Origin of the sequence: Paenibacillus melissococcoides (assembly GCA_944800085.1) — a bacterium.
GTDB classification, from domain to species: Bacteria; Bacillota; Bacilli; order Paenibacillales; family Paenibacillaceae; genus Paenibacillus_B; species Paenibacillus_B melissococcoides.
Genome location: CALYLO010000015.1, coordinates 1 through 20,851, shown reverse-complemented (window position 1 = coordinate 20,851; position 20,851 = coordinate 1). Strand labels below are relative to the sequence as shown.

The following is a 20,851-nucleotide window of genomic DNA, read 5'->3' as shown; positions in this document are numbered from 1 at the left end:
GCCGCATTTGTGTTTCCCTTTCTGAAGCGTATATAATGAGGAGGAGCTCATGATTGTAACTACGGGGGATAAGACCTCCCCGCACATAAGGGAACGCGCCCGGAAGATGGCCGAGATGTTCGGCCACCGGTTCGTCGAGCGCCGCAGATGCACGCTGGCCACTCTTCGGAACCGGTACGGGGACGATGAATTTATCGTCTACCGCAATAAGGATGTGCGATACACGAAGCTGGGGTTAACCGAGCTGATCTATCACCCCAGCATGGCCTATGTCCGCATCAAGCGGCTGCTGGCCGGCGAGGGGGACACGATGATTGCCGCCAGCCGCGCCCAACCGGGCGATGAGGTGCTGGATTGCACGGCAGGTCTCGGATCCGATGCGCTCGTCTTCTCCCACGTCGTGGGCGAAGCGGGCCGCGTGACGGCTCTGGAGAGCGAGCAGGCGCTTTTTACCCTGCTGCACGAAGGGCTTCTCTTGTATGAGAGCAGCATTCAATCCGTCAATGAAGCGATGCGGCGCATCGCGCTGAAGCAGGCCAATCATGTGGAATGGCTGCGCGGACTTCCCGACCGTTCGGTGGACATTGTCTATTTCGATCCGATGTTCCGTGAACCGGTGAAGGAATCGGCGTCGATAGATCCGCTGCGCGCCTTGGCCAATCCGGGAGCGGTGAAGCCGGAAGCGATTCGCGAAGCTTGCCGCGTGGCCCGGAAGACGGTCGTCATGAAGGAGTTGCGTGGCAGCGAGGAATTCGGACGGCTCGGATTTGAACGGCTCGTGCACACCGGGACGAAATTAGCATATGGAGTGATTGACATTGCCGGCAACAACGTCGCCAACTAGGCCAAGGCTGCTCGTGCTCGTCGGCCCTACGGCAGTTGGCAAGACGAACCTGAGCCTGGATGTGGCTCATGCCTACGAGTGCGAGATTATATCCGGCGACAGCATGCAGGTATACCGCGGGATGGATATCGGCACCGCGAAGCTGCCGCTGGAGGAGAGAAGGGGGATACCTCATCATCTTCTGGATATCCATGATCCGGATTATGCCTTCTCCGTCGCCGAGTTCCAGGAACGATGCCGTCATCTGATTGATGATATCACCGCACGGGATCGGCTGCCGTTCATTGTCGGAGGGACCGGCTTGTATGTGGAATCGGTCTGTTACAGCTTCGAGTTCAGCGATGCCGGTTCGGACGAGGCTTTTCGCCGGGAGATGAACGAATTTGCGCTCGCTCATGGCCCCGAAGCGGTGCACGCCAAGCTGCAGGCCGTCGACCCGGTAACGGCGAATCGGCTGCATCCGAATGATCAGCGGCGGGTCATACGGGCGCTGGAGATTTACCATCTGACCGGCCAGACGCTGTCTTCGCAGCTTGCAGGCCAACAGAAGACGTCTCCGTATGACCTGTGCTTAATCGGTTTGACAATGGACCGGCAGATGCTATATAAACGTATTGAGGATCGAATCGACATCATGATCCGGGACGGACTGATTGAGGAAGTGCGCCGCTTGCTGGATGCAGGCTACTCGCGTCAGCTCGTCTCCATGCAGGGGCTGGGGTACAAGGAAATCGCTGCGTATTTGGAGAATGAAATGTCGCTGGAGGCCGCCGTCGAACGGTTAAAGCGTGATACGCGGCGTTTTGCGAAGCGTCAGCTGTCATGGTTCCGCCGCATGCAAGATATTGAATGGGTGGATGTGACCGATGTGGAGCGTGCGGACGAACATTTCGATCGAATTTGTAAAATCATAGCAGGAAAGTTTCGGTAAGAGGTTGAATATATTTCAACACAACCTTATGATTATGGGGGTACGGACGATGAATAAATCTATTAATATCCAGGACACGTTTTTGAACCAATTGCGCAAGGAGAGCATCCCGGTGACGGTGTATTTAACGAACGGGTTCCAGATTCGCGGGGTTATCCGCGCATTTGACAACTTTACCATCGTCATAGACAGCGACGGCCGCCAGCAAATGGTGTATAAACACGCCATTTCCACGTTTACGCCGCAGCGTAACGTATCCCTGATGCAGGATCATCAGAACGACACGCAATAAGCTTCAGCGGGGGCCGAAGAGAAGCAATGCAACTTTTCGCCCCTGTTTTGCGTCTAATGGTATAGTCCGCTGCCGAACAACCCTGAAGGGTTGTTCTTTTCATTGCACGTCCCATCAGGTGCTGGATAGCATGAAAATCGTAGGAGATAGAGTAGAGAGAACTCATTTCTGTGAACAAAAGGGAGTCGGTTACGATGACGAGAGAGAAGCAACCTCCCCAGCGTACACGCACGCGCACACCGGTGCCAACTAAGGGGAAAGGAAAGGGGAAGCCTCCGAAGAAACGCGGCAAGTGGAGTTGGCGCAAAACCTTCTGGCTATCGTTTTTTATGGCTGCGTTTGCCGCCTTTATCGCGGTTGGCGGTTATCTGTTCATCTTGCTGAACGGGGAGCGGCTGATGCGCGAGTATAAGGACGCCGACATGTTCGAGATGGCTGAAATCTCCACCGTATATGACAGCAATAATAATGTTATCGCCCATCTGGGCAAAGGGATTGAGCATCGGGAGATTGCCGAGCCGGAAGATATTCCCCAGCGCGTCCGCGAAGCGTTCATCGCAACGGAGGACCGGCGCTTCAACGAGCACCGCGGGGTCGACCTATGGTCCATCGGGCGCGCCATGGTGAAGGATATTGCGTCGCGAAGCTTGGCTGAGGGCGGCAGTACCATTACCCAGCAGCTGGCGAAGAACATGTTCCTGACCAGCGACAAGACTTTTTTCCGTAAGGCGACTGAGGTGTCCATCGCGCTGGCGCTGGAGAACCATTTTACCAAAGACGAAATTTTGACGATGTATTTGAACCGTATTTTCTTTGGAAAACGGGCCTATGGCATTATCGCCGCATCGAAAACTTACTTCGGTACGGAAGATCTCAATCAGCTTGAATTGTGGCAGATTGCTACGTTGGCGGCCATTCCAAAGGCGCCGACCCATTACAATCCGATCAATAATCCGGAGCGCTCGAAGGAACGCCGTCAGGTCGTGCTCCAGTTGATGTACGAGCAGGGCTATATTACGGCGCAGGAGCGGGATGAAGCATCTGCGGTCGATTATGTGCCGGTAGAGACCAAGGATGAAGGCGCGGCCGACAACAATACCGAAGAACCGTATTATTCTTATCTTGATTATATGGTAGAGGAAATCGTTGAGCGGACCGGTCTTACCGAAGACCAGTTGTTCCGCGGCGGCTACCAGATTTATACGACGCTGGACGCGAATGCGCAGCGTATCATGTACGACGCCTTCAATGACGACGGAATGTTCGAGAAGAGCAAGGACGAGACGAAGGTACAGGGCGCGATGGTCATTACGGATCATAAGGATGGCGCAATCCTGGCGATGATGGGCGGACGAGACTATGCCCGTAAAGGATTGAACCGGGCGACCATCAAGCGGCAGCCGGGTTCGGCCTTCAAGCCGATTGTGTCCTACGCCCCGGCGCTGGAGACCGGCAAATGGTTCCCGTGGTCGAAGCTGAGCAACGAGAAGCAATCCTTCAACGGCTATAGTCCGACTAACCTGGGCGGCTATACGACTAGCGTCGATATGAAGGAAGCGGTCAGACGTTCGATCAATATTCCGGCGGTCTGGCTGCTCAATGAGATTAAATTGAAGACTGGCTTTGAATTTGCGAAAAGCTTGGGCATCCCGTTAACGAACGACGATCTGAACCTGTCGATCGCTTTGGGCGGGATGACGCACGGCGTGACGCCGATAAATATGGCCACCGCTTATAATGCATTCGCCAATGGAGGCAATTATTATCCTTCCTATGCTGTGGCGAAGATTGTGGACCGCAAGGGACATGACTATTACACGTATCATGTGCCGAAGCCGGTGAAGGTCATGAGCGAGCAGACGGCTTATTATATGACCGAGATGCTTACGGATGTCGTGAAAAGCGGCACAGGCACCCAGGCGCAAATCAGCGGCCGCCAGGTAGCGGGCAAGACGGGAACGACACAGCATTCGGTTCCAGGCTATGACGGACCGGGAGACCGGGATGCGTGGTTCGTCGGCTATACGCCGGAATGGACGGCTGCGGTATGGATGGGATATGACAAGACGGACCGCGATCATGTGCTGCATGAGAGCAGCCGGGTGCCTTCGCGGATGTTCAGCGAAGTGGTGGGCAAGGCGCTGAAGGACCGGAAGTCCGGTTCCTTCAACAAGCCGGACCATGTCGAGAAGCAGCCTGATCCGGTGCAGAAGGTTAGCGGCCTGGCCGCTTCCTACTCGGAAGCGACGAAGACGGTGTCGCTGAGCTGGCAGCCGGTTCAAGGCGAGAACATCGTCTACAATCTGTACCGGAAGTCTTCGGCCGAGCAGGATTATACGAAATTGCTGGCCGGGCTGAAGGTAACGAATGCGGAAGATATCGGCGTATTCGCCGGCGAGACGTATTCCTATGTGGTGACGGCGGTAAGCGGGGACGAGGAATCGGCCCGTTCCAACGTCGCCACGGTCACAATCGAGGAAGAAGAGATCCAGATACCGGAGCCGCCAGAAACGCCGGAGCCGCCGATTGTGGATCCTTCGGATCCGGGGGGAGACCCGGATGGATCGGTTGATCCGTTTCCTCCTGACCCTGACGGTTCCGATCCGTCCGGCGGATGGGATGATACGGACACGGTGCCTGGAACCGTGGTGCCGGATCAGCCGGATCCGCCGACTCCGCCGGATCAGACGGACAGCTTCGAAGATCCGGATCCGGGGCAGGATCAGGCCGTTCCGGGCAACAATGGAGAGGGCAATGGCAATGGCTTTGGGCGTAACGGAAATAACGGCAACGGAAATGGGTAATGCATGTTTACGCATCACAGGAAGCGCGCAATATGAATTGCGCGCTTTTCTTTTGAACGGGAGGAGAGGAGGAGCCCATGATTCAAGGAAAAGAGCTTGGCGTACATACGAAAAAAGGCAGATTGCGTGCCAGACTGCTGTCTCTTGCGGGAATGCTGCTGTTCGCAGGCCTGCTCTGGCTCGCTTATACCCAGTGGAAGATTGCGTCGGTGCCTGAAGCGGCGCCGTCGGTCCGCACGGAGATCGGCATCGTGCTGGGGGCCTCGCTCTGGGGAGACGAACCGAGTCCGGGCTTGCGGGAACGGCTGAACAAAGCGCTCGAGCTGTTCAAGGAGGGGCGGTTCGATTATATTATCGTGTCCGGGGGATTGGATCGCCCGGATGCGAACTTCACGGAAGCCGAAGGCATGGCCAACTACTTGATCGATCACGGAGTAAGCGAAGATCGGATCGTGCTGGAAGGCGAGTCGACGAGCACGCTGGAAAATCTCCGCTTCAGCCAGCGCATGATGAAGGAGCGAGGCTGGACGTCGGCCACGATCGTGACCCATGATTTCCATGGCATGCGCGCATTGGAGATCGCGCAGGCGCTCCGCTATGAGCAGCCGCAGATCGTGACCGTCAGCAGCGAGGTGCTGTCTCCGCTATGGTCTCGCGGCCGCGAATCGCTGGCGTATACGAAATGGAAATGGGACGAGTTGTGGATTCCGTAAACTTCTAATAACCTGTTCGACGCTAGAATATATTGAACATCATAGACGATTCTGCCTCGGGATGGCAGGATCGGGAGTTGAACGTCGAAAGGGTGACGCATATGAACGTACGACTCAAAGCGGCCGGCTCGAACGCAGAAGCAAGACCTTCGCGTCAGATTAATGTCGTCATCCGTCCGGTGGAGACACCGGCCGAGTCCGCGGCTCTCCAGGAGCAGGCCCGGATGGCCGGTCAGGATAAGTCGGCCATGCCGGCGGAAGGGCCTTTTGCCGATATCCGCAAGGAGCTGGACCGGCTCGTCGGTCTGGAGCATATGAAGGAAATCGCGTTTGAGCTCTATGCCATCCTGCAAATGAACCGCCGCCGCCAGGAAGCGGGCCTCATGTGCCAGCCGCATGTGTATCATATGATTTTCAAAGGGAACCCGGGGACAGGCAAGACGACGGTCGCCCGAATTATGGCGAAAATGTTCCAGCAGCTTGGGTTGCTGAGCAAAGGTCATCTGCTTGAAGTGGAACGCGCGGATCTCGTCGGGGAATACATTGGGCATACCGCGCAAAAGACGCGTGACTTGATCAAGAAGGCGATGGGCGGCGTCTTGTTCATTGACGAAGCGTATAGCCTGGCCCGCGGCGGGGAGAAAGATTTCGGCAAGGAAGCGGTGGATACACTGGTTAAGGCGATGGAAGATCAGAAAAACCAGTTCGTTCTGATCTTGGCAGGCTATTCGGAAGAAATGGACTGGTTGATGCAGACCAACTCCGGGCTGCCCTCCCGCTTTCCGATTCAAGTTGAATTCCCTGATTATACGGTCGATCAACTGCTGCTGATTGCCGAATCGATTGCCAGGGAGCAGGATTATGTGCTGATGCCCCAATCGCTCTCGCAGCTGAAGAACGTCATTCTGGATGAGAAGCTGATGTCCGCCAACTTGTTCAGCAATGCGCGCTTTGTACGCAATGTGATGGAGAAGGCGATGCGCAATCAAGCGGTGCGCTTGCTCCAGACCTATCCGGAGCAGTCGCCGGGCAAGCTGGAGCTGATGACGCTGCGGCCGGAAGATTTAAAATGGGAGCGCAAATGAGGTATACTGGGGTACAGTAGCGGGAATCCGGCCATAAAGAGATGAAGGAGACCTTCAATGCATGCGAAGAACGTTCTATGAGACATCCACGGACAATCAGGACCGGGCGGTCCTCGTGACCCTCATCACGGATGACCTCCGGCGGAGTCAGATTCATCCGGAAGATTCCTTGCAGGAATTGGTGCAGCTCGCGGAGACGGCCGGCGTTGCCGTGCTGTCGGCAATGATGCAGCAGCGGGAGAGCGCCGATCCGAAATGGTTCATCGCCAAAGGCAAGGTTGCCGAATTGAGAGCGGTCCTCGCGGAGCTTGACGGGACGACCGCCATCTTCGATCAGGAGCTGTCCGGCGCCCAGATGCGCAATCTGGAAGAAGCGCTCGATGTGAAAATTATTGACCGGACGCAGCTGATTCTGGATATCTTTGCGCAGCGCGCAAAGACGAGAGAGGGGATTATTCAAGTCGAGCTTGCTCAGCTGTCTTACCTGCTGCCGCGGCTGTCCGGCCATGGCCGCAATTTGTCCCGGTTAGGGGGCGGCATTGGAACGCGCGGACCGGGGGAGACGAAGCTGGAGACCGATCGGCGCCATATCCGGCGGCGAATTTCCGATCTGAAGCGCCAGCTCGAAGAGGTGGTCCGGCACCGCGGCGTCTACCGCGGGCGCCGCAAGAAGAGCGGCGCGATTCAGGTGGCGCTCGTCGGCTATACGAATGCGGGCAAGTCGACGCTGCTCCGCCAGCTGACGGAAGCGGATGTATACGTGGAGAACCAGCTGTTCGCCACGCTGGATCCGACTTCCCGGCAATGGGAGCTGCCGAACGGCAAGTCGACGATTTTGACGGATACGGTCGGGTTCATTCAGCATTTGCCGCATGAGCTTGTTGCTTCGTTCCGCGCGACGCTCGAGGAAGTGAATGAAGCGGACCTCATTCTGCATGTCGTCGATGCTTCTTCTCTGATGCGGGAGGAGCAGATGCGGGTCGTCGACGATATTTTGCAGCAACTGGGCGCCGGGGCGAAGCCGCAGATTGTGCTGTATAATAAGAAGGATATGTGTACCGAGGAGCAGCGCCAGATGCTGCCTTTGGATGGGAGTCATTTTTTGATCAGCGCGTATGACAAAGCCGATCTTGAACAGGTGCGTCTTGCCGTCCAGCAGCATCTGTCGGGCCGCACGGTGACCTATCGGCTGCCGGGCGCGCGGGGCGATCTGATCGCGCTTGCCCATCGCATCGGCGAAGTGCTGGAGCAGGAAGCGGACGGAGAGGATGTGCGGCTGACCGTTCGTCTCGATCGGGCGGAGGCAGAGCTCCATAGCTACAAGCTGGAGCCTTATCTATCATAAGTACAACGGGAGCTTGTTGGGAAGTGCGTTGTCGAGAACAAGGGGAATCAATGAAACATGCAGTTTACAGATGAGATGATGAAGCTGGCAGAACGGGTAGAGGAGAAAATCAAGGATCGGGTTCGGGATATCGAGTCGATTGCGGAACAGAACCAATGGAAGGTCATTCAGGCTTTTCAGCGGCATCAGGTAAGCGATTTTCATTTTGCCGGATCGACGGGGTATGGCTACAATGATCGGGGCAGAGAAGTGCTGGACGAGGTCTATGCGGACGTATTCGGCGCGGAGGCGGCGCTGGTGCGGCCTCATTTCGTATCGGGGACGCATACGATCGCGACCGCTCTGTTCGCGGTGCTCCGTCCGGGCGATGAGCTGCTGTATATTACCGGAACACCATATGATACTTTGCACAAGGTGATTGGACAGGAAGGCGATGGCACCGGCTCGCTTTGCGACTGGGGCATTCATTACGGCGAGGTGGAGCTGACGGATGAAGGCCGGGTCGATTGGGCGGAGGTCGAGCGGCGGATCTCGCCGCGCACGAAGGTGATCGGCATTCAGCGCTCGCGCGGCTACGCCTGGCGCACTTCGTTCCGCGTCGATGAGATCGCGGACATGGTTGCCCGAGTCAAGCGGATGCTGCCGGATGCGATCGTGTTCGTCGATAACTGCTACGGCGAATTTACGGAACGGCTGGAGCCGACGGAGGCAGGAGCGGATCTGATTGCCGGCTCGCTCATCAAAAATCCGGGCGGCGGCATCGCCGAGACCGGAGGCTACATCGCCGGCAAGCGGCGTTTCGTGGAAGCGGCAGCGGCCCGTCTGGCCGCCCCGGGCATCGGCGGCGAAGTCGGGGCGATGCTCGGCATGACGCGCGCCATGTACCAGGGGCTGTTCCTTGCGCCGAGCATCGTGGGACAAGCCGTGCGCGGGAGCGTCTTCGCGGCGGCCATGTTCGAGGAGCTCGGATTCCAATCATCCCCGCACTGGTCGGCGCCGCGGACGGATCTGATCCAGGCGATTCGCTTCGATTCCGCCGAGCATCTTATCGCCTTCGTGCAAGGCATCCAAAAGGCGTCCGCCGTCGACGCCCATGTCGTGCCGGTCCCATGGGATATGCCCGGCTACGAGCACCCTGTCATTATGGCGGCAGGCACCTTCATCCAGGGCGGAAGCCTGGAGCTGTCGGCGGATGCGCCGATACGGGAGCCGTATACGGCGTATATGCAGGGCGGCTTGACTTATGCTCATGCGAAGCTGGGAGCGATGACCGCCTTGTCCGCCATGGTGGAACGGGGGCTGCTGAAGCTGTCCTGATTTTTCTGTCAGTTTTTCTGACATCTGTTGACACCTATTTGCACGGGAGATACAATGAAGGGGAGCAAGGGATCACCAGAGGAAGGTTGATGAGCGGTGGGGGATGAAATTCGCAGAAATATGGCTTTGTTTCCAATCGGCATCGTAATGAAGCTGACGGATTTGACCGCAAGGCAGATTCGTTACTACGAGCAGCATGAATTGATTATGCCTGCACGCACGTCCGGCAACCAGCGTCTATTTTCGTTCAATGACGTGGAGCGGCTGCTGGAGATTAAGGCGCTTATTGAGAAGGGTGTGAACATCGCCGGGATCAAGCAAGTGCTGCATCCGGTCTCCAAGGAATCCCAGGAGGCGACCGTGCTAAGCGAAGATTCGGAAAGAAAAAGCAAGGAACTGTCGGAGACTCAACTGCATCGAATACTGAAGCAGCAGCTCATTTCCGGAAACAGACCAGGTCAAGTGTCATTGATTCAAGGTGAACTGTCTCGTTTCTTTACGAAGTGATCACACCAATCTAATCCAGGTTCACAAGAAGGAGATGTTACCCTGTGGGTTACACCAGAGAAGACATTGTACGCATTGCGGAAGAACAAAATGTACGATTTATCCGGCTTCAATTTACGGACTTGCTGGGAACGATCAAGAATGTGGAGATCCCGGTAAGCCAATTGAACAAGGCGCTTGACAACAAAATGATGTTTGACGGCTCTTCTATCGAAGGTTATGTGCGGATTGAAGAATCAGATATGTATCTGGTGCCTGATCTGGATACTTGGGTGGTATTCCCATGGGTAACGGAAGATCGCGTAGCGCGGTTGATTTGTGATGTATATACAACAGACGGAGTTCCGTTCGCCGGATGTCCGCGGGGCATTTTGAAGCGGGCTCTGAAGGAAGCGGAAGAAATGGGCTATACGGCGATGAATGTCGGACCGGAGCCGGAGTTCTTCCTGTTCAAGACGGATGAGAAGGGCAATCCGACGATGGAGCTGAACGATCAAGGCGGCTATTTCGACTTGGCCCCGACGGACCTTGGAGAGAACTGCCGCCGCGAGATCGTATTGAAGCTGGAGGAAATGGGCTTTGAAATCGAGGCTTCCCACCATGAAGTGGCGCCGGGACAGCATGAAATTGATTTCAAGTACGCAGACGCCATCAAGGCGGCCGACCAGATTCAAACCTTCAAGCTTGTCGTAAAGACGATTGCGCGCCAGCATGGCCTGCACGCCACTTTCATGGCGAAGCCGCTGTTCGGGGTGAACGGTTCCGGGATGCACTGCAACATCTCGCTGTTCCAGGGCAAGGAGAATGCGTTCTATGACGACAAGGATAAGCTGGGCTTGAGCGACGATGCCCGCCGCTTCATGGCCGGGGTGTTGAAGCATGCCCGCGGCTTCGCGGCCATTACGAATCCGACGGTCAACTCCTACAAGCGGCTCGTTCCGGGATACGAGGCTCCATGCTACGTCGCCTGGTCCGCGAGCAACCGCAGCCCGATGGTCCGCATTCCGGCATCCCGCGGCCTCAGTACGCGCGTCGAGGTCCGCAATCCGGATCCGTCGGCGAACCCATATTTGGCGTTGGCCGCCATTCTGAAGGCCGGATTGGACGGAATCAAGAAAAATTCCGCTTTGCCGGCGCCGACCGACCGGAACATCTACGTGATGACGGACGAAGAGCGCGAAGCGGAAGGCATCCCAAGCTTGCCATCCAGCCTCAAGGAAGCGCTGGAAGCCTTGCTCCGCGACGAGATCATTTGCGATGCCCTCGGCGAGCATGCGCTGCAGCACTTCATGGAGCTGAAGGAAATCGAGTGGGATATGTACCGCACACAGGTTCATCAGTGGGAACGCGATCAATATATGACCTTATATTAATTCTTTAATCCCTAGAGCCGTAAGGCTTCTGGGGATTTTTAATTTGGGGGCACGGGGAGGTATTTATCGGCGTCCGGGGCGGTGCCCCCAAAACGCCCCCCAAAATATTATGGGCGAAATATGTGCTGGGTGTTCTCTTCATATCTTTTCATATTCTCCACTTCAAGTTTTTTAGATATGTGAGAATACACGTCCGAGGTAATCTGAATACTTCCGTGGCCGAGACGCTCCTGGACATACTTCATGTCGGCGCCACTCTCTAGCAACATGACGGCGTGGGTGTGGCGTAGCGAATGGATCGGCAACGGCAGTAAACCGGCACGTTTCAGAATCCTGGAGAACGCATTAAAGAGAGATGATTTTGGCATGAAATTGCCGTCTTCACGGCACAGTACCAGATTCAGATCGTGATGGTATGTGTCATTTAGGGCAAGCTTGTTTTGATTTTGCCAGTTCATGTGGTAACGCAGATCATTGGCCAAAGACTGACTCATTGAAATTACGCGAGTAGAGCGAAAAGTTTTGGTGTCCCCGAACAGTTCACTTTTATTCTTCGCAGTGAAGTCCAAGGTTTCATTTATAGAGATCGTTTTCTTCGTAAAATCGATATCGTCCCACTTGAGCGCAGCCGCCTCTCCTTTACGCATGCCTGTCTCGATTAGAAGCTTGAAGAATATCCAGTAAATATATCCGTATTGATGGGACGCTTTCAGGAAACGAGGGATGTCACTTGACTCAATAAATTTTATACCTACCTTCTTTTTAGTCCCCTTGAATTCAACGCCCACACATGGATTCTTTTCAAGCTTTCCAAGCAGACAAGCTTTCTGAATACAGTTATGCATTGTTGAATGAACGAGTTCAGCTGTTCTTCTGCTGTATCCGTTATCAAGTATCGAGTTAATAAATTTCTGGTACATTATCGGCTTAATATCTTTTAACAAGATTTCTTTAAAATATGGCTTGATATGTTGTTTAATATTGTACTCGTGCAGCTCGATTGTATTTTTGCGAACTGTGCCTCTCTTGTACTCTCCCACCCAATTGTCGAGAAAATCAATTAATTTGATATCGGTCTGTTCAAAGCCCTCCGAAAGGCGTTTTTCAAACTCTACTGCCGCAAGTTGGGCCTCCTTCTTTGTTGCAAATCCCCTCTGTGATTTTTCTCGAAACTTTTGTGTGAATGGATCTTTATACTTTAATCGATACTCCCATCCTGAATCGTGCTTCTTGAAATTAGCCACTTTCTTTACTCCTTTCCGAACATATGTTCTTTTTGTGGGTATATGTAAACAGCCTTGCGGCTGGGAAGCGCGAAAGGTTACAAGAAAAAGCTTTTCATTTCTTCAGGAACTCCGTTCCGACGAAGTAGATCTATTATGGATTCATCTCGATTAAGTCGATCCCCATACGTTAATAGCCGAATAGCAAATTTATTAGCTTGTCTTTCGAACTTTCCGGCATTAAAGAGAGTATACTCGTCCAACCAGAAGCGGCTCATACCGGGGTGCAGGCGGTCATGGGCGAGTTCGTGAGCACATACGAATCGTTGCCATTGCTCATCGAGATCTTCATGGATAACAATGTACCTCCTACACAGTTTTTTGATGTATAAGCCGCGTGTCCCTTTACCTAAATCTCGATACCAGACGGTGATATTTAGGTGGTTTGCGAGTTCAAACGGGTCATTCGTTTTATATTTTCGAATAAGCTGCCTGATGATTGTGTCCATGGCCCCTCCGATTTATTCATCGGTCGCTTTCCTTTTGTTTTTCTTTTTAGCATCCCAGAAGATTGCTTCCATAACTCTCATAATTTTTTCTTTGTCTTCGTCGTCGAGTGGCACGCCATCAAACATAACGGGAGCGTCTTCCTCAAGCATCTTCTTGAAGTCACGAGTATCTTTTTTATTTGCCCAGGAAGGCGTGTGTACTGACTTCTCATTACCCTGTGTAGTTTTGTTCTTATAGTTTCGCTCTAATTCTTTTTCTAAGTCCTCGAAGAAGGATTCGTCTGTGTACCCATCTGCATACATTTCTTCAGTTAATAGGGTCGTCCCTTTTGGATGGGGGTGTCCTAGGAGAAAATCAACTGTAACACCATGGAATCGGGCAATTGATACAAGCATCAGATGATCAGGATTGGAAATGCCATGTTCCCAAGCATTGTAACGGGCACGTTTAACCCCTAAGGCTTCTGCAACTTGCTCTTGAGTCAGACGCTTATAGTTCCTTAAATCCGTTATTCTTTGGCCTAAAGTCATCATGGTAATCTACCTTCCTAAAAAAAGATAAGTAATTTATCAAAAAGCTATTGACGATAAGATTTTTATCAAATATAATCAAATCACGGCAAGGGGGTGAGTTCAATGGAAAAACGACGACACCAATTAATTGCCTGTCGTGAAGGTAAAGGTAGTCGAGATCACGTCGCTTCAGAGTTAGGCATTTCAAGGGTATATCTCCGAATGATTGAGACAGGTGCATTAACTCCAGGTCGAGTATTGATGTTCAAAATGTCTAAGTATTTCGAGCAACCTTTAGAAGTATTATTCCCAGACTTGTTTAATGGAGAACAGGTTATTTAAACATGTCCAGGGTGATAAAATTATTATCTGAATTGAGTATAAAGGATAAAAATCTTATCGTCAATATCTTTTACAGTATTTTTCTTTTTATACTCAATGATAAAAAATTTATCAAAAACTTTGATAATCAAATGGTGGTGGTGAATCTGTCAAAAATATCACAATGCGCGTTGTTAAAAATCGCGATAAAAGTCGGCACCTCTTTAGAATTTTCTGGACCCAGGGTACGTGAAGTAGGGGAGAAAAATTGGCTTCGTCGTCGACAAATGTACGATCACCTATATGCTCGAGTCCGTAAGCAACAGAAAAATTTCAAGTCGGAAGGAGGGCGATAGGATGGCTGAGGCTAAAGCTCTTGTAACTGTGGATCTTAATCAAACTGAGATCAGAGCAATGCTGCAACAAAAAATTGAATCGCTGCTCAAGGAAGTCGACACCGATTATGTCTATTGGGATTCGGCAGAGCTACAGCGGCGAACTTGTATGAGCTGGAACTTTATTCAGGATACCTTTTTCTTCGATCCTCGTTTTCCAAAAAGGAAGGTGAGAACAAAATGGCTGTTTCCAGTGAAGGAAACACGGCGGTTCCTGGAGCAGTGGCTAATGGAACAACCAACGATGTAAAGGGGGCAGCCACATGAATATTCCCGATGAGCTGCTGGACCACCTGGCCGACAGGTACATCCGGTCCGGGATCAATCCCGAACGGTATCCATTCTTGACCTGGGCGACCGTCGAGGCCGAGGAGATGGGGTTCAGATTCTGATAAGGAGGTGAGAGGACATGTCGAGAAAGCAACGCCTTCGTAGTTTGGGTAACTTGCTGCAGCTGCGGGATACAACACAATGCAGCCGGGCTCGCGAGATTTACCGCCAGCAGTACCAGCGGGCTGCCCGCAGGCTACACAATGAAAAACAGCTCCAAGCGGGGTAGGAGCCGCGCGGAGCTGCACACGAAACACATTTTTCACCGCCATTGTATCACACTTCATCATTTTATCATAGGAGGACTTATCATGCCTGTACAAATCACAATCAACGGCGCCGATGCTGCCGAATCCATTCAGGAGTTGTCTGTCTTAGCTGCAGCTATCTCGGGACAAAAGGTATCCACCTTCGAAGCGGTCCCGGTTCAAGAGGAGAAGCCAAAGCGCCAGCGCACCGCAAAAGCGGAGGCGGCGAAGAAGCAAGAGGAACCAGAAAAGCCGGATGTCACCGAAGAGGAAGGCATCGATGGGGAAGAAGGGATCCCTACTGTAGAGGAACTGCGAGAGGTCGCTGCTGCTAAGGGCAAGACGGCAGAAGGGAAGAAAGCCGTAAAGGCTCTGCTTGACGAGTTCGGCAGTAAGAACATTACCGCAGTGCCGGAAGAGCAGCGGGCGGCGTTCCTGGCACGATTGAAAGCACTATGACACAGCCGGCGCATGTTGAACGGGCCCACGCTCTGCTGAGTGCATCCGGAGCGGAGCGCTGGATCAACTGCCCGCCGAGTGCCCGGCTGTGCGAGAAGATTCCCGATAAGCGCAGCGAGTACGCGGACGAGGGGACAGCGGCGCATGAGCTTTCAGAATTGAAGCTGCGCCGCCGCATCATCCCTTGTAACTCGGCGGAGCGGCGGCGGCTCGATGCAGCGATAGAGAAATTCAAGACGAACGAGTATTACGGGCCAGAGATGGAGAATGCTGTCCAGGATTACATTGAGCTTGTAGAGGAACGCTTCATGGAGGCGAAGGCCCGTAGCTCCGACGCCGTTGTGCTGTTGGAGGAACGCCTAGACTTCACCGAGTGGGTACCGATGGGCTACGGCACAGGTGACGTGGTCCTGATATCGGATGGTGTACTTGAAGTTATTGACCTAAAATACGGCAAAGGGGTGCCCGTCAGCGCAGTCGGTAACGCGCAGCTTCGACTGTACGGCCTTGGCGCCTGGTCTGCTCACAGCTGGCTCTATGACATTAAAGAGGTCTGCATGACCATTGTGCAGCCGCGCCTGGATAGCGTCAGCACGGATACCATGCCTATTGATGAACTAATAGAGTGGGCGGAGATTGTGGTCAAGCCTGCTGCGGCGCTGGCCTACGCCGGCGAGGGGGGATTTAAGGCAGGCAGCCACTGCCGCTGGTGCAAGGTGAAAGGGAACTGCCGAGCCCGTGCTGATGAGAACATGAAGGCGTTGGTTTACGAGTTTCAGGATCCGGCATTGCTTTCTAATGAAGAAATCGGATCGATTCTTTTTGTTGCCGAGCAGTTGCAAGCGTGGGCGAAGGATGTCGCTGACTATGCCTTCGAACAGGCGAAAGTTGGGAAGCGGATCCCGCAATGGAAGCTTGTTGAAGGCCGGAGCAATAGGGTCATTTCTGACAAAGACGTAGCTTGGAAGACTCTTGAAGAGGCGAACTTGGAGCCGGACAAATATCTCAAACCGCGGGAGCTTCGCGGCATCGGCGAGCTGGAGAAACGGATCGGCAAGAAAGAGCTGGCAAAGCTCCTGGACGAACTGATTATTAAGCCGCCCGGTAAACCAGTGCTTGTTCCGGAGACGGACCCACGCGCGGAGTTGAACAGCTTGGAAGATGAGTTTGCCGACGTGGGGTTTGAGGTGTAGCTAATGGGTGAAATAGCGGATTACCACGTAGACATGATGACTTCAGGCAAATGGCCTGTAGCAACTTTCAAATCAATGAAAAGGGGAAATGTGCAAATGACAATTGATAACCAATCAACAAAGGTAATTACGGGCAAGGTACGTCTGAGCTATGCGAATGTTTGGGAACCGCAATCTGTTGACGGGGGAGACCCGAAATATAGCGTTTCGATTTTGATCCCAAAAGATGATAAGGAGACACTGCGCAAAATTAAGGCCGCTACCGACCTGCTGAAAGAGCAGGCAAAAGCGAAGTATAACGGGAAACTTCCGGCTAAATTCCATACACCGCTTCGGGATGGGGATGAGGAACGCCCGGATGACGAGGCTTATGCTGGCCATTATTTCTTCAACGCATCTAGCAAGAACAAACCGGGTATTGCCAAGCCGCTCGGGAAAGGCTCCGATGGAAAAACGAAGTTTCAGGAGATTACTGACACAACAGAGGTTTATAGCGGCTGCTACGCTAAGGTGTCTGTCAACTTCTATCTTTTCGACACGAAAGGGAATAAGGGGATCGCTGCTGGCTTGAACAACATCGTGAAGGTGCAAGACGGCGACTTCTTGGGCGGCCGCAGCAGCGTTAATGATGATTTCGGTGATGAGGATTTCGACATCGATGATGACATTGATGATGACGAGGATTTTTTGGGCTAGCGCATTTTTAGGGGATTCAGCAATGGATCCCCTTTCCTATCAATATTTTTGGGAGGAGTCAGCCATGACTGTTCTTCAGATAGATGTCGAGACCTACTCTTCCATTGATCTAAAAAAATCCGGCGTGCATCGGTATGTTGAGGCTCCAGACTTTGAAATCTTGTTGTTCGCTTTTGCCTTTGACGATGACCCTGTCACCGTCATTGATTTAACGGACTTCGAGGATTTACCCAAGGATGTCATTCAAGCGCTTCAATCGGACGTGATAAAAACCGCTTGGAATGCCGCATTCGAGCGCACGGCCATAGCGAAGCACATCGGCATCGATTGCGATCCTCATTGGTGGCGGTGTTCGATGGCGCATGCTTACACGCTTGGACTCCCTGGGACTCTCGAAAAAGCTTCGATTGCATTAGGGTTGGATGAGCAGAAGGATAGTCGAGGCAAAAGCCTGATTAGGTATTTCAGTTCTCCATGTAAACCTACGAAAGTGAACGGCGGCCGGCTGCGTAATCATCCGCATCATGATCCGGAGAAGTGGCAGCAATATATCGAATACAACCAGCAAGATGTTGTTGTTGAACGCGAGGTGCGCCGCAGACTGGAGCGCTTCCCGGTTCCAGAACGCGAGTGGCGCATCTGGGCACTGGACCAGGTAATCAATGACCGTGGGGTTCGCATCGACTCGCAGCTTGTCAGTCGGGCTATTGAGTGCTCGGTGCAATATACGGAGCAGCTACTGCAGGAAGCAAAGGAGCTGACGGGGCTCGAAAATCCGAATAGTTTGGTGCAGTTGAAAACTTGGTTTGCAAGCCAAGGCATGCAGATTGAGTCGATGAACAAGGATTATATGCCCGATCTACTCAAGGCGGCGCCAAACGAAAGCACGAAGAGAATGCTGAAAGTTCGCCAAGAGATGGGTAAGACGTCCGTCGGCAAATACAATGCGATGGAGCTCAGTATGTGTGTTGACGAACGGGTGCGGGGGATCCTGCAATACTGCGGTGCCAGTCGGACCTGGCGGTGGGCAGGACGTCGCGTGCAAATGCATAATCTGCCCCAAAACCATTTGGCGGATTTAGCCGAAGCGCGCGAGGCATTAAAAGCCGGGGACTACGAGTGGATGGAATTGATGTATGGCCGAATACCGTTCGTGCTATCTGAACTTATCCGGACGGCATTGCTCCCCGCAGAAGGGTGCCGGTTTATTGTTTCGGACTTTTCTGCGATTGAGGCACGCGTAATCGCCTGGTTGGCGGACGAGGACTGGGTGCTTGAAGTATTTAAAGGGCACGGCAAGATATACGAAGCAACGGCGGCCCGAATGTTTGGCATCCCTTTCGAGACGATTGTCAAAGGCCATGAGAATTACAAATATCGGCCGCCAGGGAAGGTGGCGACGCTGGCCTGTGGATTCGGCGGCGGCGCGCCTGCTCTGGCCAGTATGGACAAAAAGAGGGAGATCCCTGCAGAAGAATATCCGAGACTGGTGAGGCAGTGGCGGGAGGCCAATCCAAACATCCGGAAGCTTTGGTATAGAGCTGAGGAGGCCGCAATGGAGGCGGTGCGGACGAAATCCACTGTCAAGTTAGCTCACGGCGTTCAGTATCGCTATAAGTCAGGAGTTCTGTTTGCCGATTTGCCAAGCGGGCACAGTTTGGCTTACCCTTCACCAGCTATTAAACCTGATCCGAAATTTGACGGGAAAGAAGGACTTACGTTTAAGGCGCCAGATAAACAGGGAAAGATGGTCACCCAGCGGACCTGGGGCGGAACGCTGGTGGAGAATCTGGTGCAGGCCATTGCGCGCGACTGCCTCGCCGAAAGTTTGCTGCGGCTGGACAGTGAAAATTATGTTATTTCGCTACATGTACATGACGAGGTTGTGCTAGAAGTGCCGATCGGGACAGGTTCGGTGGAGCATGTTACGGAGATAATGGGGCGGCCGATTGATTGGGCGCCAGGACTGCCGCTCAAGGCAGCCGGCTTTGAATGTGACTTCTATCAAAAAAAGGACTAGGGGGAGGAGCAATGAACGAAGATAAACGGCGTGTTGCTGAGGTTGAAGAGGATGTATTCAACTGGAAGCGGCGAGCGGAAGAACTGGAGCGGCAGTTGGCTGGTGCTGCTGAAAAGATATTCGGCGGCGATAACGACCCGGTGAATCACCCATCGCACTACACATCAGGTGGAATTGAAACGATCGACTATATTCGGGCCAAGCTGACTCCGGAGGAGTTTCAGGGGTATTGCAAGGGGAACGTGTTGAAATATGTCAGCCGGGCCCGCTGGAAGAACGGCAAGGAAGACCTGCAGAAGGCGGCCAAATATCTGGAATTTGCATTAGAGGAGGACTCGGGATGCTAGAACAAGCGAAAGCGAAGCTCAGGGCCGAGATGGACGGAACCAAGGATAACGATTATGTGCAATTTGTCGGCCAATACCTGCTTGACCATATCGAGGCGCACCCTGGCGATGCGGAGAAGGTCATGGTCAAGGATAAGACGATCGCGAAGAGTCTGGAAGCCATGCGCAAAGCTGCCGAGAAGAAGCGTAAAGGCAACGTCGCCATGCTTACACCGCAGGAAGGCTTCGCCGTTGTGTTCGAGTATTACGGCATTAAGTCGACAGACGCGGCCTCGGTCGTGCCAGTGGCCCCGGCAAAAGTGGAGACGCCTGTCGTTGATGACTTCGATGTCGATCTTGATGAGCTCTTGAAGTAAGGAGGGGCGGACATGTCAAAAGATTTTGAAGCCCACCTACCTAAGCAGATTAGCGATGAGTTAAACACTTATGTTGTTGATGTGGCTTTACGAGATAGCCGATATATCTTCACTCGTCGAGTGGGCGGTTTCCAATACGGATATTGTACACATTGCAGGAAGGAGTACCTGACCAAAGGTTTTCGCCACGGTAAAACGGAGATGTGCGAGAAGTGCGGATCGTTCTGTACGGTTAAGGCCAGCGGTAGAGGAAGAAGCCGGTTAGTTGATGATGCTTATTTAGTCTGGTATGACAAGTCACTTATTAATTCCAAGGCACTAGTAGCTCACGGCATATATGTAAAGCGGGATTACACAGGAGATTATAGGGAAGTCAATACGCAGTTTTATGTGCAAGCGGAATATCTTTTTATTCCTGGGGATCCAAAAGCAAAAGGAAAGGCTCGCTTCGGCGAAGCTCATATGAGGCGACGCCATCCTTGGGGCAATCATTTTTATAGCCCGAGCTCTATCATCACTGAACTGTCAAATGCTATGAGGCGGCCCCCATTCTATTTAGATAAGGAAAATGTTCGCGAGGCCGTTCACGGGACACCGTTTCAATACAGCGGTTGGGAGGAAATGTTGACTCACCGGCGTGAAGGTGAGGTGGACTATTGTGGATTGTTTTATTATGAACGCCGTGCAGGCGAGCCGAGAACGGATCTTGTGAAATTTTTTGCGCTGGCCGCGAAATATCCATGCACAGAGTATCTTGTTAAGTCGGGTCTATCGAGTCTTATTGAGACGAAAATTAACGGTCACTATACCTACAAGGCCATTAACTGGCGGGGTGCAACAATGGAGAAAGTGCTCAAGCTCTCTAAGCAAGAGATTCGGGAGATGCGAACCGTCAACGCTACAAACATACCTTTGATGCTTCATAGCTACCGATTTTATAGAAAGAAAGGTATAAATGTTTCATTTGACCAAGCAAACAAGCTTAGAGACCTTACATTCGAAGAGAATCAGGACAGCCTCAAGTCATTGG

General features: G+C 52.9%; 24 protein-coding genes and 1 pseudogene. 22 read left to right on the top strand and 3 right to left on the bottom strand.

The genetic code is table 11. The features are described 5' to 3' along the window. Window positions 1-49 precede the first annotated feature (49 nt). The 10 genes from OCY70_RS32165 (at window position 50) to glnA (ending at window position 11,211) form a co-directional block, all read left to right on the top strand. Window positions 50-844: a class I SAM-dependent methyltransferase gene (locus OCY70_RS32165; RefSeq protein WP_213426032.1), complete on the top strand. Its 795-nt coding sequence runs from the start codon at window positions 50-52 to the stop codon at window positions 842-844. A gap of 13 nt (window positions 845-857) precedes the next feature. Continuing rightward, window positions 858-1,775 carry a tRNA (adenosine(37)-N6)-dimethylallyltransferase MiaA gene (gene miaA, locus OCY70_RS32160; RefSeq protein WP_213426121.1) on the top strand — a complete coding sequence of 306 codons (918 nt, stop codon included), beginning with the start codon at window positions 858-860 and terminating at the stop codon, window positions 1,773-1,775. A 49-nt stretch (window positions 1,776-1,824) separates the two neighbouring features. Beyond that, a complete protein-coding gene (hfq, locus tag OCY70_RS32155; protein ID WP_040730128.1) occupies window positions 1,825-2,067 on the top strand; it encodes an RNA chaperone Hfq in 243 nt (80 codons plus the stop codon). 194 nt (window positions 2,068-2,261) lie between these two features. Beyond that, window positions 2,262-4,871 (top strand): transglycosylase domain-containing protein, encoded by a 2,610-nt coding sequence (locus OCY70_RS32150; RefSeq protein WP_213426031.1) that lies wholly within the window; start codon window positions 2,262-2,264, stop codon window positions 4,869-4,871. A 77-nt stretch (window positions 4,872-4,948) separates the two neighbouring features. After that, entirely contained in the window at window positions 4,949-5,584 is a 636-nt protein-coding gene (locus OCY70_RS32145) for a YdcF family protein (protein WP_213426030.1), read from the top strand. A gap of 101 nt (window positions 5,585-5,685) precedes the next feature. Next, window positions 5,686-6,669 carry an AAA family ATPase gene (locus OCY70_RS32140; protein WP_213426029.1) on the top strand — a complete coding sequence of 328 codons (984 nt, stop codon included), beginning with the start codon at window positions 5,686-5,688 and terminating at the stop codon, window positions 6,667-6,669. 61 nt (window positions 6,670-6,730) lie between these two features. Continuing rightward, entirely contained in the window at window positions 6,731-8,014 is a 1,284-nt protein-coding gene (gene hflX, locus OCY70_RS32135) for a GTPase HflX (protein WP_261948895.1), read from the top strand. Window positions 8,015-8,071: 57 nt separating this feature from the next. Continuing rightward, window positions 8,072-9,331, top strand: coding sequence for a methionine gamma-lyase family protein (locus OCY70_RS32130; protein ID WP_213426027.1), 1,260 nt, complete (start codon window positions 8,072-8,074; stop codon window positions 9,329-9,331). A 96-nt stretch (window positions 9,332-9,427) separates the two neighbouring features. Continuing rightward, window positions 9,428-9,838 (top strand): MerR family transcriptional regulator, encoded by a 411-nt coding sequence (locus OCY70_RS32125; RefSeq protein WP_213426026.1) that lies wholly within the window; start codon window positions 9,428-9,430, stop codon window positions 9,836-9,838. Between the two features lie 44 nt (window positions 9,839-9,882). Continuing rightward, entirely contained in the window at window positions 9,883-11,211 is a 1,329-nt protein-coding gene (gene glnA, locus OCY70_RS32120) for a type I glutamate--ammonia ligase (protein WP_213426025.1), read from the top strand. Window positions 11,212-11,318: 107 nt separating this feature from the next. On the opposite strand, the gene OCY70_RS32115 is transcribed toward glnA, so the two are convergent. The 3 genes from OCY70_RS32115 to OCY70_RS32105 form a co-directional block, all read right to left on the bottom strand. Continuing rightward, window positions 11,319-12,455, bottom strand: coding sequence for a site-specific integrase (locus tag OCY70_RS32115; RefSeq protein WP_213426024.1), 1,137 nt, complete (start codon window positions 12,453-12,455; stop codon window positions 11,319-11,321). Between the two features lie 77 nt (window positions 12,456-12,532). Continuing rightward, window positions 12,533-12,943, bottom strand: coding sequence for an ImmA/IrrE family metallo-endopeptidase (locus tag OCY70_RS32110; protein WP_261948894.1), 411 nt, complete (start codon window positions 12,941-12,943; stop codon window positions 12,533-12,535). A gap of 12 nt (window positions 12,944-12,955) precedes the next feature. Then, complete coding sequence (locus OCY70_RS32105) at window positions 12,956-13,477, bottom strand: helix-turn-helix domain-containing protein (protein ID WP_213426022.1); 522 nt, start codon at window positions 13,475-13,477, stop codon at window positions 12,956-12,958. A gap of 102 nt (window positions 13,478-13,579) precedes the next feature. Here OCY70_RS32105 and OCY70_RS32100 point away from each other — a divergent pair, with 102 nt between their 5' ends. From OCY70_RS32100 to OCY70_RS32045, 12 genes and pseudogenes are all read left to right on the top strand, one after another. Further along, window positions 13,580-13,798, top strand: coding sequence for a helix-turn-helix transcriptional regulator (locus OCY70_RS32100; RefSeq protein ID WP_213426021.1), 219 nt, complete (start codon window positions 13,580-13,582; stop codon window positions 13,796-13,798). 2 nt (window positions 13,799-13,800) lie between these two features. Beyond that, on the top strand, window positions 13,801-14,133 hold the full coding sequence (locus tag OCY70_RS32095; RefSeq protein ID WP_213426020.1) for a hypothetical protein: 333 nt from the start codon (window positions 13,801-13,803) through the stop codon (window positions 14,131-14,133). A gap of 58 nt (window positions 14,134-14,191) precedes the next feature. Then, window positions 14,192-14,422 carry a group-specific protein gene (locus tag OCY70_RS32090; protein WP_373871404.1) on the top strand — a complete coding sequence of 77 codons (231 nt, stop codon included), beginning with the start codon at window positions 14,192-14,194 and terminating at the stop codon, window positions 14,420-14,422. A gap of 13 nt (window positions 14,423-14,435) precedes the next feature. Further along, on the top strand, window positions 14,436-14,564 hold the full coding sequence (locus tag OCY70_RS32085; RefSeq protein WP_261948893.1) for a hypothetical protein: 129 nt from the start codon (window positions 14,436-14,438) through the stop codon (window positions 14,562-14,564). A 17-nt stretch (window positions 14,565-14,581) separates the two neighbouring features. Continuing rightward, entirely contained in the window at window positions 14,582-14,731 is a 150-nt protein-coding gene (locus tag OCY70_RS32080) for a hypothetical protein (RefSeq protein WP_213426018.1), read from the top strand. A gap of 82 nt (window positions 14,732-14,813) precedes the next feature. Further along, window positions 14,814-15,209, top strand: coding sequence for a hypothetical protein (locus tag OCY70_RS32075; RefSeq protein WP_213429974.1), 396 nt, complete (start codon window positions 14,814-14,816; stop codon window positions 15,207-15,209). Then, window positions 15,206-16,402, top strand: coding sequence for a DUF2800 domain-containing protein (locus OCY70_RS32070; RefSeq protein ID WP_213429975.1), 1,197 nt, complete (start codon window positions 15,206-15,208; stop codon window positions 16,400-16,402). Before OCY70_RS32075 ends, OCY70_RS32070 begins: the two co-directional genes overlap by 4 nt. 96 nt (window positions 16,403-16,498) lie before the next feature. Then, on the top strand, window positions 16,499-17,098 hold the full coding sequence (locus OCY70_RS32065) for a DUF2815 family protein (protein WP_213429999.1): 600 nt from the start codon (window positions 16,499-16,501) through the stop codon (window positions 17,096-17,098). A 64-nt stretch (window positions 17,099-17,162) separates the two neighbouring features. After that, on the top strand, window positions 17,163-19,118 hold the full coding sequence (locus OCY70_RS32060; protein ID WP_213430000.1) for a DNA polymerase: 1,956 nt from the start codon (window positions 17,163-17,165) through the stop codon (window positions 19,116-19,118). 11 nt (window positions 19,119-19,129) lie between these two features. Further along, window positions 19,130-19,465 carry a DUF3310 domain-containing protein gene (locus OCY70_RS32055; RefSeq protein ID WP_213429976.1) on the top strand — a complete coding sequence of 112 codons (336 nt, stop codon included), beginning with the start codon at window positions 19,130-19,132 and terminating at the stop codon, window positions 19,463-19,465. After that, on the top strand, window positions 19,459-19,821 hold the full coding sequence (locus OCY70_RS32050; RefSeq protein ID WP_213429977.1) for a hypothetical protein: 363 nt from the start codon (window positions 19,459-19,461) through the stop codon (window positions 19,819-19,821). Before OCY70_RS32055 ends, OCY70_RS32050 begins: the two co-directional genes overlap by 7 nt. A 12-nt stretch (window positions 19,822-19,833) precedes the next feature. After that, window positions 19,834-20,851: pseudogene (locus OCY70_RS32045) on the top strand (PcfJ domain-containing protein); the annotation flags it as partial.

Bases quoted from the DNA above. Each gene is read 5' to 3' on its own strand.
- OCY70_RS32165 (WP_213426032.1), top strand. From the start codon at position 50: ATGATTGTAACTACGGGGGATAAGACCTCCCCGCACATAAGGGAACGC.
- hfq (WP_040730128.1), top strand. From the start codon at position 1,825: ATGAATAAATCTATTAATATCCAGGACACGTTTTTGAACCAATTGCGC.
- OCY70_RS32150 (WP_213426031.1), top strand. From the start codon at position 2,262: ATGACGAGAGAGAAGCAACCTCCCCAGCGTACACGCACGCGCACACCG.
- OCY70_RS32145 (WP_213426030.1), top strand. From the start codon at position 4,949: ATGATTCAAGGAAAAGAGCTTGGCGTACATACGAAAAAAGGCAGATTG.
- OCY70_RS32140 (WP_213426029.1), top strand. From the start codon at position 5,686: ATGAACGTACGACTCAAAGCGGCCGGCTCGAACGCAGAAGCAAGACCT.
- hflX (WP_261948895.1), top strand. From the start codon at position 6,731: ATGCGAAGAACGTTCTATGAGACATCCACGGACAATCAGGACCGGGCG.
- OCY70_RS32130 (WP_213426027.1), top strand. From the start codon at position 8,072: ATGCAGTTTACAGATGAGATGATGAAGCTGGCAGAACGGGTAGAGGAG.
- OCY70_RS32110 (WP_261948894.1), bottom strand. From the start codon at position 12,943: ATGGACACAATCATCAGGCAGCTTATTCGAAAATATAAAACGAATGAC.
- OCY70_RS32105 (WP_213426022.1), bottom strand. From the start codon at position 13,477: ATGATGACTTTAGGCCAAAGAATAACGGATTTAAGGAACTATAAGCGT.
- OCY70_RS32100 (WP_213426021.1), top strand. From the start codon at position 13,580: ATGGAAAAACGACGACACCAATTAATTGCCTGTCGTGAAGGTAAAGGT.
- OCY70_RS32095 (WP_213426020.1), top strand. From the start codon at position 13,801: ATGTCCAGGGTGATAAAATTATTATCTGAATTGAGTATAAAGGATAAA.
- OCY70_RS32090 (WP_373871404.1), top strand. From the start codon at position 14,192: ATGCTGCAACAAAAAATTGAATCGCTGCTCAAGGAAGTCGACACCGAT.
- OCY70_RS32085 (WP_261948893.1), top strand. From the start codon at position 14,436: ATGAATATTCCCGATGAGCTGCTGGACCACCTGGCCGACAGGTACATC.
- OCY70_RS32080 (WP_213426018.1), top strand. From the start codon at position 14,582: ATGTCGAGAAAGCAACGCCTTCGTAGTTTGGGTAACTTGCTGCAGCTG.
- OCY70_RS32075 (WP_213429974.1), top strand. From the start codon at position 14,814: ATGCCTGTACAAATCACAATCAACGGCGCCGATGCTGCCGAATCCATT.
- OCY70_RS32070 (WP_213429975.1), top strand. From the start codon at position 15,206: ATGACACAGCCGGCGCATGTTGAACGGGCCCACGCTCTGCTGAGTGCA.
- OCY70_RS32065 (WP_213429999.1), top strand. From the start codon at position 16,499: ATGACAATTGATAACCAATCAACAAAGGTAATTACGGGCAAGGTACGT.
- OCY70_RS32060 (WP_213430000.1), top strand. From the start codon at position 17,163: ATGACTGTTCTTCAGATAGATGTCGAGACCTACTCTTCCATTGATCTA.
- OCY70_RS32055 (WP_213429976.1), top strand. From the start codon at position 19,130: ATGAACGAAGATAAACGGCGTGTTGCTGAGGTTGAAGAGGATGTATTC.
- OCY70_RS32050 (WP_213429977.1), top strand. From the start codon at position 19,459: ATGCTAGAACAAGCGAAAGCGAAGCTCAGGGCCGAGATGGACGGAACC.